This is a genomic window from Stenotrophomonas veracruzanensis (assembly GCF_032911525.1).
Classification (GTDB): domain Bacteria; phylum Pseudomonadota; class Gammaproteobacteria; order Xanthomonadales; family Xanthomonadaceae; genus Stenotrophomonas; species Stenotrophomonas africana.
In genome coordinates this window covers 1-14504 of the sequence record NZ_JAWJTI010000058.1, presented here as the reverse complement: position 1 = coordinate 14504, position 14504 = coordinate 1, and the positions used below count along the sequence as shown (strand labels likewise).

At 66.7% G+C, this 14504-nt stretch carries 12 protein-coding genes and 1 tRNA gene; 8 read left to right on the top strand and 5 right to left on the bottom strand.

The annotated features are described in order from the left end of the window. Nucleotides 1-674: 674 nt before the first annotated feature. From R1H25_RS19815 to R1H25_RS19800, 4 genes are all read left to right on the top strand, one after another. The gene (locus R1H25_RS19815) at nt 675-890 is read left to right on the top strand and encodes a hypothetical protein (protein ID WP_005410085.1); all 216 of its coding nucleotides are present in this window, start codon (nt 675-677) and stop codon (nt 888-890) included. A gap of 207 nt (nt 891-1097) precedes the next feature. Next, a complete protein-coding gene (locus R1H25_RS19810; RefSeq protein ID WP_317224419.1) occupies nt 1098-3485 on the top strand; it encodes a Tex family protein in 2388 nt (795 codons plus the stop codon). A gap of 208 nt (nt 3486-3693) precedes the next feature. Next, nucleotides 3694-5883 carry a PAS domain S-box protein gene (locus tag R1H25_RS19805; RefSeq protein ID WP_317224418.1) on the top strand — a complete coding sequence of 730 codons (2190 nt, stop codon included), beginning with the start codon at nt 3694-3696 and terminating at the stop codon, nt 5881-5883. 62 nt (nt 5884-5945) lie between these two features. Then, on the top strand, nt 5946-6176 hold the full coding sequence (locus tag R1H25_RS19800) for a hypothetical protein (RefSeq protein ID WP_049443534.1): 231 nt from the start codon (nt 5946-5948) through the stop codon (nt 6174-6176). Between the two features lie 38 nt (nt 6177-6214). On the opposite strand, the gene R1H25_RS19795 is transcribed toward R1H25_RS19800, so the two are convergent. Then, nucleotides 6215-7303 carry a DUF5694 domain-containing protein gene (locus R1H25_RS19795; RefSeq protein ID WP_317224417.1) on the bottom strand — a complete coding sequence of 363 codons (1089 nt, stop codon included), beginning with the start codon at nt 7301-7303 and terminating at the stop codon, nt 6215-6217. 111 nt (nt 7304-7414) lie between these two features. Here R1H25_RS19795 and R1H25_RS19790 point away from each other — a divergent pair, with 111 nt between their 5' ends. Together R1H25_RS19790 and R1H25_RS19785 are read left to right on the top strand one after the other, a co-directional pair. Then, nucleotides 7415-7999: a GNAT family N-acetyltransferase gene (locus R1H25_RS19790; RefSeq protein ID WP_317224416.1), complete on the top strand. Its 585-nt coding sequence runs from the start codon at nt 7415-7417 to the stop codon at nt 7997-7999. 254 nt (nt 8000-8253) lie between these two features. Further along, nucleotides 8254-10080 (top strand): methyl-accepting chemotaxis protein, encoded by a 1827-nt coding sequence (locus R1H25_RS19785; protein ID WP_317224415.1) that lies wholly within the window; start codon nt 8254-8256, stop codon nt 10078-10080. Here R1H25_RS19785 and R1H25_RS19780 read toward each other — a convergent pair. From R1H25_RS19780 to R1H25_RS19770, 3 genes are all read right to left on the bottom strand, one after another. Next, nucleotides 10077-11516, bottom strand: a complete 1440-nt coding sequence (locus R1H25_RS19780) for a GGDEF domain-containing protein (protein ID WP_088480926.1) — start codon at nt 11514-11516, stop codon at nt 10077-10079. The genes R1H25_RS19785 and R1H25_RS19780 overlap by 4 nt on opposite strands. Before the next feature lie 114 nt (nt 11517-11630). Beyond that, on the bottom strand, nt 11631-12176 hold the full coding sequence (locus R1H25_RS19775) for a GNAT family N-acetyltransferase (RefSeq protein WP_088480927.1): 546 nt from the start codon (nt 12174-12176) through the stop codon (nt 11631-11633). A gap of 70 nt (nt 12177-12246) precedes the next feature. Beyond that, nucleotides 12247-12332: transfer RNA gene (locus R1H25_RS19770), tRNA-Leu, on the bottom strand. 132 nt (nt 12333-12464) lie between these two features. Between R1H25_RS19770 and R1H25_RS19765 the strand changes: the two genes are divergently transcribed. Beyond that, a complete protein-coding gene (locus R1H25_RS19765) occupies nt 12465-12845 on the top strand; it encodes a response regulator (protein WP_049443545.1) in 381 nt (126 codons plus the stop codon). Between the two features lie 10 nt (nt 12846-12855). Here the strand turns inward: R1H25_RS19765 and R1H25_RS19760 are convergent, their stop codons facing one another. Next, nucleotides 12856-13812, bottom strand: coding sequence for an SOS response-associated peptidase family protein (locus R1H25_RS19760; RefSeq protein WP_317224414.1), 957 nt, complete (start codon nt 13810-13812; stop codon nt 12856-12858). A 77-nt stretch (nt 13813-13889) separates the two neighbouring features. Between R1H25_RS19760 and R1H25_RS19755 the strand changes: the two genes are divergently transcribed. Beyond that, nucleotides 13890-14306 carry a GNAT family N-acetyltransferase gene (locus R1H25_RS19755; RefSeq protein WP_049443549.1) on the top strand — a complete coding sequence of 139 codons (417 nt, stop codon included), beginning with the start codon at nt 13890-13892 and terminating at the stop codon, nt 14304-14306. Nucleotides 14307-14504: the final 198 nt, after the last annotated feature.

Here is a 14504-nt window from a genome sequence, read left to right as displayed (position 1 = left end):
CGCCGTAAACCCGTCCCTGGGGGCTCGATGGCGCCATCCATGGCGCCAACGGTCCCGCGAACCCACCCCGCCCGGCCCCTGAGAGTTTCCGTGCGCGTCCAGCCAGCCACGGAGAAGAAATAGAACAGCAGAAGCGGGTCGCGCGCTGCGCTTGCTCGCGAGCCGAGCCTGCGGTTGGCTTCGCGGACTGGCCTGAAAGCAGCCGAGCGTGGGCTCGGCTCTACAAAAAGCGGCCAGCCAGGCTGCTTTTGCTTTTGATCTTCTTTTTTCTTCTCCGTGGGTGGCAGACGCAGCAGAAATCTGTCAGCGGCCGGGTGGGTGGGGTTGGCGGGGTATCCGCGGCATGGATGCCGCGGCTAAGCCCCCAGGGACGGGTTCACGGCGTCCCCGCCAGCCCCACCCACCCGGCCAGCCCACAGGAAACCGGCTTTCCGCGATCATCTCAAACCACCCACGAGGGGCTGCGCCGTTCGCTGGAAACCCCCGATTCGTTAGTCGGAAGTTAAAGATCCGTAAGCATTCTGCTGCGATCCCGCAGTCATCTGCATGCAACCGATCGTCATTAGCCTTCGTGACGTTCCAGTCAGGTTCGACGCGGTAAGCTCTCCCTCGATGAGCTCGCAGCATCGCTCATCGAGTGCAGTACGCAGTAGCAATTTGGAGGAATACATCACATGGCAATCGTTCTTTATGTCGGTGGTAGCAAGGATGGCGAGAAGGGCGTGGTGCCCTACGGCTTCAGCAAATCCCGCGCCGACACCGCGCTGGGGCCGGAGTTCTACACGGAGCGGTTCATGGAACTGCAGGGTGTCGGCAAGGTCCGCCTGATGGCCCTGGAAGGCATGCGTGACGAGATCGTCATGCAGCGCGCCGCCCGCCACTACCGCTGACCTCCGCAACACGCGGCAGGGCGCGCCCACCATCGCGCGCCCGCGCCGGCATCCCAGCCCAGGGCCAGTCCGAGCCCTCTCGTTGCCAGGATGCCGGCGTCCAATCCGGCCCCGCCGCTGAACCTCGCCCCCTGTCAATGCCTTGTCCGGCTCCGTCGTGGATTGCCAGAATGGGGTCTTCCCGAACCGCGGCACAGACCTGAAGCAATGCACGACGCCAAGAACGCACAGAGCGCGCTCGCCCAGCAGATCGCCCAGACCATCGCCGACGAGATCGGTGCCCAGTCCGCCCAGGTACGCGCCGCCGTCGGGCTGCTCGACGAGGGCGCCAGCGTTCCGTTCATTGCGCGCTACCGCAAGGAAGTGACCGGTGGCCTGGACGACACCCAGCTGCGCAATCTGGAAGTGCGCCTGACCTACCTGCGCGAGCTGGAGGACCGTCGTGCGGCGGTGCTGGCCAGCATCGGCGAGCAGGGCAAGCTCAGCGACGAACTGCGCAACGACATCCTGGCCGCCGATACAAAGAGCCGCCTGGAAGACCTGTACCTGCCGTACAAGCCCAAGCGCCGCACCCGCGCCCAGATCGCCCGCGAGGCCGGCCTGGAGCCGCTGGCCGATGGCCTGCTGGCCGACCCGACGAAGGACCCGCAGACGTTCGCGGCTACCTTCGTCGACACCGACAAGGGCGTGGCCGATACCAAGGCCGCGCTGGAAGGCGCGCGCGCGATTCTGATGGAGCGCTGGGGCGAAGATGCCGCGCTGGTCGGCGAGCTGCGCACCTGGCTGGGCGAGACCGGCGTGATCCGTGCCCGCGTGGCCGAGGGCAAGGAAACCGAAGGCGCCAAGTACCGCGATTACTTCGAGCATGCCGAGGCGCTGGCGAAGATTCCATCGCACCGCTTGCTGGCACTGTTCCGTGCGCGCCGCGAGGAGATCCTGTTCCTGGAACTGGACCCGGGCAGCGATGCCGAGGCCGGCCACCAGTACGCCGAAGGGCGCGTGGCGCGCAAGGCCGGGATTGCCGACCAGGGCCGTGCCGCCGACCGTTGGCTGCTGGATGCCTGCCGCCTGACCTGGCGCGCCAAGCTGCACACCCATCTGTTGCTGGACCTGTTCAACCAGGCCCGCGAGAAGGCCGAGGCCGAGGCCATCGCGGTGTTCGGTGACAACCTGAAGGACCTGCTGCTGGCGGCTCCGGCCGGCCCGAAGACCGTGCTCGGGCTGGACCCGGGTATCCGCACCGGTTGCAAGATCGCCGTGGTGGATGCCACCGGCAAGCTGGTCGCCACCGACACCATCTACCCCCACGAACCCCGCCGTCAGTGGGAGCAGTCGCTGCAGACGATCAAGCAGCTGTGCGCCAAGCACAACGTCGAGCTGATCGCGATCGGCAACGGCACCGCCAGCCGCGAGACCGACAAGCTGGCCGGCGAAGCGATCAAGGCCGCTGGCAACCCGAAGCTGCAGAAGGTGGTGGTGAGCGAAGCCGGCGCGTCGGTGTACTCGGCATCCGAGTTCGCGGCCAGGGAATTCCCGGGCCTGGACGTGTCGCTGCGTGGCGCGGTGTCGATCGCGCGCCGCCTGCAGGACCCGCTGGCTGAACTGGTCAAGATCGATCCCAAGGCGATCGGTGTCGGCCAGTACCAGCACGACGTGGATCAGTACCGGCTGGCGCGGGCGCTGGACGCGCGCGTGGAGGACTGCGTGAACGCGGTCGGCGTGTACGTGAACACCGCCTCGGCCGCACTGCTGTCGCGGGTGTCCGGCCTGTCGGCCACGGTGGCCGAGAACATCGTGCGCCATCGTGACGACAACGGCCCGTTCAAGCGTCGCAAGGACCTGCTCAAGGTCGCGCGCCTGGGCGAGAAGACCTTCGAACAGTGCGCGGGCTTCCTGCGTATCGCCGATGGTGACCAGCCGCTGGACGCCTCGGCGGTGCACCCGGAAGCCTATCCGGTGGTCGAGCGCATCGTGGCCAGCACCGCGCGCCCGATCAAGGCGCTGATCGGTGATGGCAGCTTCCTGCGTGGCCTGAAGGCAGAACAGTTCACCGACGACACCTTCGGCGTGCCGACCGTGCGCGACATCCTGAAGGAACTGGAAAAGCCGGGCCGCGATCCGCGTCCGGAGTTCAAGGCCGCGCGCTTCGCCGAGGGCGTCGAGGACATCAAGGACCTGCGCGAAGGCATGGTGCTGGAAGGCGCCGTGAGCAACGTGGCCGCCTTCGGTGCCTTTGTCGATATCGGCGTGCACCAGGATGGCCTGATCCACATCTCGGCGCTGTCCGATACCTTCGTGAAGGACCCGCGCGACGTGGTCAAGGCCGGCGACATCGTCAAGGTGAAGGTGCTGGAGGTGGACGTGGCGCGCAAGCGCATCGCCCTGACCCGGCGCCTGGACGATACCCCCGGCCAGGCCACGAGCCGCCCTGCCCAGCGCGATGAGCGAGGCCAGGGGCAGGGGCCTCGCCGTGACGCGGGCGGCCAGAACCGTGGGCCGAACCGCGGCCAGGGCGCCGCCAGCCGTCCCGCCCAGTCCGCGCCGCCGGCCAACAACGCCCTGGCCGAGGCCTTTGCACGGGCCAGGCGCAGCTGAGGATCGTGCCCCCCGTCACGGTTGATCCGGGGCGGGGGACTTGTCGGTTTTCCCCGTGATTGCGCACACTTGCGCCTGAGGGGGGGCGTTCGGCCTCCCCGCTGTCGCTGGGGAGGGCCATGACGCCAGCACGACCCGCCGTCTTCGTCGCAGGCTGCAGCGTTTCGCTGCGGTCGGCGCCTGCCCGTGCCGGCAGGGGACCGGAGTGATGGCGGGCCAGGAAAACAACGGCAACGGGCTGCTTGAGCGGCGCCTGCAGGAGCTGTCCGAAGAGCGCCGCCGGCTGGCGATGATCATCGATGGCACTGCTGCGGGCACCTGGGAATGGAACGTGCAGACCGGCGAGATGCGGGTCAACGCGCGCTGGGCCGAGATCGTCGGCTACCGCCTGGAAGAACTGGAACCGATCTGCCAGAAGACCTTCCTGAAGCTGGTGCACCCGGATGACATCGCGGTGTCCGATGCCGCGCTGGATGAGCATTTTGAAGGGCGCGCCGACAACTACGCCTGCCTGCTCCGCATGCGCCACAAGAACGGCCAGTGGATCTGGATCCAGGACCGCGGCCGGGTCTTTGAGTGGGATGGGCAGGGCAAACCGCTGTGGATGGCCGGTGCCCATGCGGATGTGACCGAGCTGCAGCAGGCCCGCCAGGATGCGGCCGAGACCCGCCAGCGCCTGCAGGCGGTGGTCGATGCCTCTGACGAGGTTGCGGTGATCGCCACCGATACCGACGGCACCATCACCCTGTTCAATACCGGCGCACAGCGCCTGCTCGGTTACACCGCGTCGGAGGTCGTCGGCCAGCGCCGCCTCGATGCCTTCCATGATCCGGCCGAACTGCAAGCCTGGTTGCAGCCGCTGGCCGATGCCGATGGCAATCTGCCCGGCGTATTCGAGGCGCTGAGCGCGCGTGCTGACGGACAGACCTACTCGCGGCAATGGACGCTGCGGCGCAAGGATGGCCAGTCACGCCAGGTGCGCCTGTCGATCAGCCGCATGGAAGGCGCCAACGGAGCGCGTATCGGCTACGTCGGCATGGCGATCGACATTACCGAGATCCTGCAGGCGCGCGCCGAGGCGCGCCTGTCTGCGGAGAAGTTCGCCGGCGCGTTCACCAGCGCCGCGCTGGGCATGGCGCTGGTGTCGCTGGAAGGTCGCTGGCTGGACGTCAATGACGCACTGTGCCGGATCCTGGGCTACCCCCGCGAAGAGCTGCTGCAGGTCGATTTCCAGCGGCTGACCCATCCCGATGACCTGCAGACCGATCTGGCCCTGGTGCAGGACCTGCTGGCTGGGCGGCGCAGCCACTACCACCTGGAGAAACGCTACCTCGATCGCGATGGACGCGTGATCTGGGCGCGGCTGTCGGTATCGCTGGTGCGCAACGAGCACGGCGAGCCGCTGCATTTCGTGTCGCAGATCCAGGACATCAGCGCCCAGCGCAGCAGCGAGCAGCGCCTGTTCGAGAGCGAGCAGCGCAGCCGTATCACGCTTGATGCGGTGGCCGACCTGGTGCTCAGTGTCAGCCTGGATGGCCGTATCGACTATGCCAATGCCGCCGCGGTGCGCACGTTGGCGGGCGACGGTGCGCTGTCGCTGGCCGGGCACAAGGTGCAGGACGTGCTGGCGTTGACCACCGAGTACGCGCCGGGGTCGGTGCTGGACGTTTCGGTACTGCTGGATCCGGAAAGCAACGCGGTGGACCTGCATGCCGACCTGCTGCTGCGCCTGGGTACTGCCACGGTGCCGGTGGACCTCACCCGCGCCTGGTTGCGCGATGACGAGGGCCACGTTCGCGGCGCAGTCTGGGTGCTGCGCGACGATACCCAGCAGCGTGCCCGCCAGCGCGAGGCACGGCACCTGGCCGAGATCGACCCGCTGACCGAACTGAGCAACCGCCGTGGCTTCGAAGTGCACCTGCAGCAGGCGATCACCCGCGTTGAACGTACCGGCCAGGCCGCGTCGCTGATGTACATCGATCTGGACAGGTTCAAGCCGATCAATGACACCTGGGGCCATCTGGCCGGCGATGCCGTGCTGTGGGCGGTGGCCAGCGTGCTGCGTCACGGGGTGCGCGATTCGGACGTGGTGGCGCGGCTGGGCGGCGACGAGTTCGCGGTGATCCTTTCCGGGTGTACGCCGCGCCGCGCGGCCCGCATCGGCGGTGAACTGCTGCACACCTTGGCATCGCTGTCGATTCCGTGGGACCGGGACCGCCTGCATGTGGGCGCCAGCATCGGTATCGCGCCACTGGCGGGTGGGATGAGCGTGGACCAGGCTGTGGCGGCGGCTGATGCCCAGTGCTACCGGGCCAAGGCAATGGGTCGCAACAACGTGCAGGTGCAGGGCGAGGCCAGTGAGCTGCCGGGCGACGACATCGACCCGGCCGACGGCTGATCTCAGTCTGTGAGAGGGCGTGCGCGAATACTCCGCGCACTTCCCCTCGTACAGGTGACCCCATGAATGTCTGCAATCCGGTAACGGTGCGTGCCTTCGCCCCGGCTCTGGTTGGCTGGTGCCTGGCCCTGGCCGCCTGCCTGCGTGCGGAACAGTTGCGCGGCGATCTGCACGCGCAGGCCCTGCTGCCGGTACTGCAGGGCGGCGCGGCCGCCCTGCTGGTGTTCACGCTGTCCTGCATCGGTGCCGCCAGCATCGTGTTGTGGCGGGCGGGCAGGAACGCAGTGGAGTGATGCGGTGGAGGATGACCGCATCCCCATGTCATGTTGCGTCAGCGTAATACTTCATCCGAACTGACCAGCTGCACATCGTGCATCAGGTTGAGGTAAGCCTCGTAGTAGCCCTTGTGCGAGGCGCCGACGATGGTCAGCATGCGGGTGCCTGGGTGCTGGCCCAGCACATCCCGCATGTTGGCGACCATGCGCAGGTTGCGGGTTTCCCAATAGCCCACATAGTTGCGGCCGAAGCCCTCGGGAGATGGTTCCACCAGGGTCGCACCGAAGTCGCTGTTGTAAGCCATCATCGCGGCGTCCGAGGTGTTGTAGGCGCGATACATCGCGAGCAGCCCCTCGGGTTTGTCGAGGTTGGCTTCGAGTGGCTCGTCAGCGGCCATTCGCGACTTGACGAATGGATTGTCCCAGGCGGCCCGGATGGCTGCGATGTAGGCCTTCCTTCGGGATTCCGGCGTGGGCGAATCCGCGGTGTGGTCGTCGACCGACCACAGCCGTTCCAGGCCCAGCCGTGCGGCCAGTACCCCTGCGACCATGCCCACTTCGTCCGGCCTGGCCATGCGGGTGTCGAGGTAGCGCACCAGCTCGGGCGTCAGGCTGTCACCGGCACGGCGCTCTTCGTTGGGCAACCGCAGCCATTGCACGACGGCCGAACCGTTCTCGCCCGCAGCGAGGAAAACCGCGGCCAACCGTCGCCGCTGGGCGGCAGTGGGTGTGCCCGGCCATTCCGCAAGCAGACGTTCCATCTCGGCATTGGCGCTGGGAACGTCCAGGCCGGTTGCTGCCTGCGCCGGCGCTGGATCGACGCAGTAGTCCTCGACACTTCCGGCGTAGCGGCCTGGATTGCGACGCATGAAGTCGCACTGCAGGCCGGACAGGTTCTCGACCGCGATCACCGTGGGCTGCCAGGCCTGCAGACGCTGCAGCAGGGGTTCCAGCATGGCTGGCCTGAAGGTCTTCGGCAGGCTGGACAGATGCGGGCTGCCCAGCACCAGCACCTCGTTCGGGCGACCCGCAGGCGGACCCTTCAGCTGGTCGGGATGGAAGGACGGCCGATAGGCGGCATCGGCAGCCAGGGCACTGGTGCTGCACAGTCCCAGGAAGAGGTAGCTGGCCAAGCGTGCAGGCATGTGATCTCCGTGTCCGCGAACATCCTTCAGGTCGCTGCATGCTGGCCGTTTCCCTGCCCCGGGGAATCCCCCGTTGGTCATGGACCTTTCGGCTTGCGTTGCATGCGTCTCATGAGCGAGGCTGGATTCAATGGAAACGTGGTGCAGGGCATGACCCCAGGCAACCGGGTGATCGAAAGTGCGAGGTTGTGCCTGCGGCCTTTCACGGCGGCGGATGCCGATGAGGTGTTCACCGCGATCACGCCGGGGCTGACACGCTACATGGCCTTCGAACCGCCGCCGTCGGAGGAGGCCTTCACTGCGGTCTGGCAGGCGTGGTTGCCCACCATCGCCGAGGGCACGGACATCACCTTTGTCATTCGCCGACGTGACGATGGCGCCTTCCTTGGTCTGGCCGGCCTGCATCGGACCATGGACGCCGAGCCCGAGCTCGGCATCTGGATCGACGAAGCGATGCATGGGCAGGGCTATGGCCGGGAAGCCGTGGCGGCGGTGTGGTCGTGGGCTTCCGGGCGCCTGCGATGCGCAGCATTCCGCTATCCGGTGGCCGAGCAGAACGCACCGAGCCGGCGTCTGGCCGAATCCCTGGGGGGCGTGCCCGTTGCGCGTGAGCAACAAGTGAAGTACACGGCGATCGTCTATCGCATTCCTGCGCATATGCCTGGAGTTGCGACGGACGTCGCGGAATCCCGCTAAAGCCCCGAATTCCGTCGCCGATATCCCCTCTGGATCCCGCTCCAGTCCCCCGCTGCAGGACCCCAGGCTGCCCTGGATGGGCGGTCCGCGCTGTGTGTTCCGCCGTTCCCCATGCCGATCGCACCCGCACCAGACGTTCTTGCCAGCCGCTCGAGGGGTGCCTGCCGGTACCTGTAGTCCCAAGCAACTGAAGTTGCCGCCGGGCATCCCGCCCGACGGGTCGCAACCGCTTACCGGACACCGAGGATCAGACAATGCTCATTCCAGGCTTCACGGCGGGCGCGCAGGCGCCGGCCGAGCTGCATACCCGTTGGTCGCCGTGGCGCGCGCTGCTGGGCGCCCTTGCGCCGCAGCAGCGCACCCGCACCGAGCCGGCGGCAACCGACCGCGCCGAACTTGAAGCGCAGGTCGCGGCGCTGCATCGCGTGCAGGCGGTCATCGAGTTCGCGCTCGACGGCACCATCCTGCAGGCCAATGACAATTTCCTGCAGGCGATGGGCTACCGGCTGGAGGAGATCCAGGGCAAACATCATTCCCTGTTCGTCGACCCCGAACAGGCGCGCAGCGCCGAATACCGCGACTTCTGGGCGCGCTTGGGGCGCGGCGAATATGACGCCGGACAGTACCGCCGCTTCGGCAAGGGGCAGCGCGAGATCTGGATCCAGGCCTCGTACAACCCCGTGCTGGACCGCCAGGGGCGGCCGTACAAGGTGGTCAAGTTCGCCACCGACATCACCGCGCAGAAACTGCAGGCGGCCGATTCGGCCGGGCAGCTGGCCGCGATCGCCAAATCGCAGGCGGTGATCGAATTCAGCATGGATGGGCGCATTCTCTCGGCCAACGAGAACTTCCTCACGGTCACCGGCTACAGCCTGGATGAAGTGCGCGGGCAGCATCATTCGCTGTTTGTCGAGCCGGATCACCGCAGCAGTGATGAGTATCGTCGCTTCTGGGAGAAACTCGGACGCGGCGAATACGATGCCGGCCAATATCGTCGCTTGGGCAAGGGCGGGCGCGAGGTATGGATCCAGGCCTCCTACAACCCCATCCTCGACCTCAACGGGAAGCCGTTCAAGGTCGTCAAATACGCGACCGACATCACCGCGCAGGTGCATGAGAACCAGGCCATGCAGCGCGCGGTGGCGCAGACCCGGGAGGTGGTAGCGGCTGCCAAACAGGGCGATCTGACCCGGCGCATTGCGATGAAGGACAAGCAGGGTTCGATCGCGGAGCTGTGCGAGGGCGTAAACTCGCTGGTCGAGGCGATGGCGGCGATCATTGGCCAGATCAAGTTCGCTGCCGACACCATTGCGGTGGGCGCGACCGAAATCGCGCAGGGCAACAGCGATCTGTCGCAGCGCACCGAACAGCAGGCCGCCTCGCTGGAGGAGACCGCTGTTTCGATGAAGGGCCTGGCCGAGACCGTGCAGCGCACCGCCACCAACGCCCGCCAGGCCAGCCAGCTGGCCGGTGGTGCGGCCGATGTCGCTGCGCGTGGTGGCAGCGTGGTGCATGAGGTGGTCGAGACAATGGCGGTGATCAATGCGTCGTCGCGGCGCATCGTCGACATCATCGGCGTGATCGACGGCATCGCCTTCCAGACCAATATCCTGGCGCTGAATGCAGCGGTGGAGGCCGCACGTGCCGGTGAGCACGGCCGTGGCTTCGCCGTGGTCGCCACCGAGATCCGCGAGCTGTCGCAGCGTTCGGCCAGCGCAGCCAAGGAGATCAAGCACCTGATCGACGAGTCTGTTGCCAATGTGGGGGCCGGCACCGCCCAGGTCGAGAGCGCGGGCCGCACCATGAATGAAATCGTGACCAACGTCCGCCGGGTGAGCGACCTGATGACCGAGATCAGTACCGCCTCGCAGCAGCAGAGTGATGACATCCAGCAGATGAACCATGCGGTCGATCTGATCGACCAGGGAACCCAGCAGAACGCAGCGCTGGTCGAGGAGGCCTCGGCGGCGGCACGCAGCATGGAGGAACAGTCGGCGCAACTGCTGCAGACCGTGGCGAGCTTCCGTGTGCAGGGCGGGGGCGGCCATCCGCATGGGATGGCCGCGTTGCACGCGGTCTAGGCGCGGCGTCCGGCAGTCGCGACCCCGGCCGCCTTGGCCGGGGCGAGCTGCACGCAGTTGCGGCCGGCGTGCTTGGCCCGGTACAGGGCCTGGTCGGCGCGGTCGACCAGATCATCCGGCTCGCGCTCGTCGCTGGCGGACTGCCAGCCGACGCCGACGCTGATGGTCACGTGGCCGTCCGGGGCGGGCAACGCCGCGTATTCGACGGCAGCGCGCAGTCGCTCGCCCAGATCCAGCGCATGCGAGGTGTCGGATGAGGGCAGGGCGGCGATGAACTCCTCGCCGCCGTAGCGGGCCAGCAGGTCATCACCGCGCTGCAGGCAGCCGTCGAGGATCGCGGCAACGGCGCGCAGGCGGCGGTCGCCCTCAGGGTGACCGTAGGTGTCATTGAGCCGCTTGAAGTGATCGATGTCGATCATCAGCACGGCCAGGCCCAAGCCCTGGCGGCGGGCGCGGCGGTGGGCTGCGCCAAGCGATTCATCGAAGCTGCGCCGGTTGCCCAGCCCGGTCAGCGGATCGCGCCGGGCCAGCGTTTCCAGCTCATCGCGCTGGCGCTGGATCTCGGCCTGGCTCAGCACGCTGCGCAGCGCATAGCCGAGCAGGGCGCCGATGAATCCGATCGTGGCCAGGGTCGGCTGCAGGCGTGCGACCAGCAGAGCCACCATCATCAGCAGCAACGGCAGCATCAGCGGCACACCGGCATCGACGATGCGGCGCAGGTTGGGCGATACCGGCGCTGCAGGGCGGCGGCGGTTGCTGCCTGCCATGATCGCCAGCAGTACGAACAGTCCGCTGATCAGCAGGTCCTGCCAGTTGCCGTCCGGCGCCTGCGGCTGGTAGGTGTTGATGTAGAAGGCCAGCAGGAAGTAACCCAGCGCGTAGATCGTCAGCGTCCGGAAAAAATCCCGGCGATCCGCATTGTCCTCGGCCAGGAAGCGGATCAGTGCGAAGCAGAACACCAGGCTGTTCTGCACGTTGCTCATGGTGTTCAGGCATTGCGTCCACAAGGCGGTGTTCAACGGAGCCATTGCCTGCGCATGCATGTAGTACAGCAACCACAGCAGCGCGATGATCCCGAAGTCCACTGCACGGATGTAGCGGTTCCCGCCCCCCGGGCTGGCAGCGACGTAGATGAGTGGAATCCGGTAGAACACGTACAGGATCAACGATGAGGCGGTCATCTGCGCAGGGGAGAGGCCGGCCACGTTCCGGTACAGCAGGGCCAGCAATGCAAGCGCGAACAGGGCGACGGCGGCGCCCAGCGTCCGCCATTGGCAGGCGGCCTGGCTGCAGCGTGCGCGCCGCAGACAGGCCAATGCGGCCAGCAGCGGCGCGGAGATCAGCAGGAGGTAGGAGCCGACCGGGTCCTGGGGGCCGATCAAAGCGATGACAAGCGCGTGCACGACCAGAAAAAACAGTGCAGCACGCAGCGTCATGCATTCCCCCGCCCACAGATACGGCGGGATCACGATAGGCAGATGTACCTGCGGCTGGCAAGAAAAGTGTGATGCGCATCCAGTGCGAACCTTGTCGAAAGTCGCAATTGTGTGTCAGGGGGATGACCTAGCCGTGCCTTCGAGGTGGGCGTACATCCAGAAGCCACGGGGCTGTCCCCGTACCCGCCGGTAGGCGCTCAGGAGCCCTTCGCGCTGCATGCCCAGGCGTTCCAGCACGGCGATCGAGCGGATGTTGCTGTCCAGCACGGTCGCCTGGATACGGACCAGGGCGCGTGCGGAATGACCCCATTCAAGCACCGCGCGTGCCGCCTGCGTGGCCAATCCCTGTCCCTGCCAGTGGGGGTCGAGGTCATAGGCGAGCTCGCCGCGGCCATGCAGGAGGTCGATGCCGTTCAGGCCGAAGGTGCCGATCAGCCGGTCGCCTGAATCCACCAGTCCCCAGCGCTGGTCGGGGGACGTGGGCAGGTAACCGGCGATCAGCTGGCGCAATGCGGCTTCCGAGACCTCGTTCCAGCTGGTGTGTTCGATCACGCCCGGTAGAGACAGGTAGCGGGACCATGCGGCCGCATCATCCACCCGCAGGGCGCGCAGGCGTGCGGGCAGGGTGTCTGGAAGTGACGGCAGACGTGAGGCAGGCATGCCGGGCAGTGTGGTCACTCCGTGCCTGGAAAAGCAAAAGGCCAGGTCGGGGACCTGGCCTTTGATGCTGTGGTGCCGGTGAAAGGACTCGAACCTTCATGGGGTCACCCCCGGCTGATTTTGAGTCAGCTGCGTATACCATTCCGCCACACCGGCAGGCAGCGTGCGAGTGTAACCGAGGTCGGCAGGGCTTTCATAGAGGCAAGGCCGATCGGGGCGCTTCCTGTCGGCATCGGCTCTGTGATGGCTATACTGCTGCGGCTTGAATGCCTCCAGGAGCGGTAGCCGATGACAGTGTTGCAGGACCTGAGGGTGCTGGTGGTCGAGAACGACGAGATGAGTGCCGCACTGCTGCAGATGCAGCTGGTGCATGCCGGCGCGACCGTGGTCGGGTTGGCGGCGAGCGTGGATGAGGCACTGCGCCTGTTGAAGGAAAGCTCTCCAGACGTGGCTCTGCTCGATTACCGCTTGGCCCGGAACGAGACCAGTGAGCCGGTGGCTGCCGCGTTGTCGGCACGCGGTGTGCCGTTCGTACTGGCGACCGGGATGCTGGCCGAGCAGTTGCCGGCGTCGATGCTGACCGGCGTGCTGCTGGTCAAGCCGTACCTGTCGGCGGATCTGTGCCAGGCGCTGGTGCGTGCCGTGGGTCGCTCCCGGGTCAAGGCCTGAGGCCTGTGTTTCAGCCTGCTTCCTCGTACACGTAGCGGATGTCCTCACGGTCGTCGAGGATCCGGTACTGCCGGGCCAGGTCATCCGGATCGGGATTGAGCCAGGCGTCCAGGTGCTCCCTGCGGATCGGCACGACGCCGCGGTCGTGGCCTGCAGCGGCGACGTCGTGTGGAGGGGTGTCGGTGATCGTGGCGAATGACAGCAGGCGACCTTCCGGGCCCTCCCATTCCGCCCACAGGCAGGCCAGCAGCAGGTCGCGCTGTGGATCGGGGCGGAACTCCAGCACCACGTCATCCTCCTTCTCGCCGGCGTCGAGCGTGCGCCCGGCGATGGCGTGGCGGGGTACGTGTTCGTAGAACGCCTGCACCACCACCACGCCATGGCGCAGGCCGAACGCGCCGCGCCAATAGCCTTCCAGGCTGTCGCGCCGCGCGTTGTAGGTACCCGGATAAAGCACGTCGTTGCGCGCGGGCTTGTCCGGCAGCCGGCACTGGTAACGCATCGGCTTGATCACGCGCTTGCCGTTCTCGCTGACCATCACCGGTGCGTAGGTGCCTGGGAAGATGCGGTTGTCGCGTGGCAGCAGCTGTACCCGGTGCAGGTCTTCCAGGCGGGACTGCGCGCGCTCGATGCGATTGCCAGCCACGCGCAGGTCGTTGCGTGCCTTCTGGGTGGGGCGGGTCGCCAGGGTGGCGTTGGCGATATCGCGCCGCTCGCGCTGGCGCAACAGCTCCGCCTCGAGATCCTGGCGTTCCTGCGCATGCCATTGCTGGATCTTTGCAACGATGTCACGGCCCTGCTCGGTGCGCGCAGCGGCAAAGCCGTCGTCCATGGCCTTGGGCGTCTTCGGGCGCTTCTTGCCGGGATCGTGTGCGTACAGCTCCGCGAATTCTTCCAACGACAGGATGGCGCCGAACTCGCGGACCAGCTTGGCGTAGTCGGCGCGGATGAGGGCGGAATAGCACATGGATGTTCTGCCGGCATGGGTCGCAGCGGCTGCGACGTGGATGCGGCAGGATAGCCCGACCTACAGGGAGATACTGCATGAACAATTCCATCGCCTGCCAATTCCGCGAGGGCGTGCCCACGGTCGAGGACTACTGCCAGCTGCGTGTACTGGCGGGCCTCAGCGCCAAGAGCCAGGAGGCGGCAACGCGCGCACTGCCCAATACGCTGTTTGGTGTCTGTGCGTACCAGGGCAGCGAGCTGGTGGCGATGGGGCGCATCGTGGGTGATGGCGGTTGCCACCTGCAGGTCTGCGATATCGCCGTGCTGCCACGGTTGCAGGGACAGGGGCTGGGCAAGGAGGTGATGCGCCGCCTGGATGGCTGGATGCAGGCGAACCTGCCGCCGTCGGCATACGTCAGCCTGCTCGCCGATGGTGAAGCGCATCGTTTGTACGCGCAGTTTGGTTTCGCCCCCACCGCGCCGGCATCGATCGGAATGTATCGCCGGTTCTGAGGTGTGGTCGAGGCGAAGCCATCCACGCATCGCGCGGATCTACTGCAGGAGCCCGGTAGATCCATGCCATGCATGGACAGGACGGTTTGACGGCAGATCGCAGGCAAAGAAAAACCCCGGCCGAAGCCGGGGTTTCAAATAATTGGCGTCCCCACGGGGATTCGAACCCCGGTCGCCACCGTGAAAGGGTGATGTCCT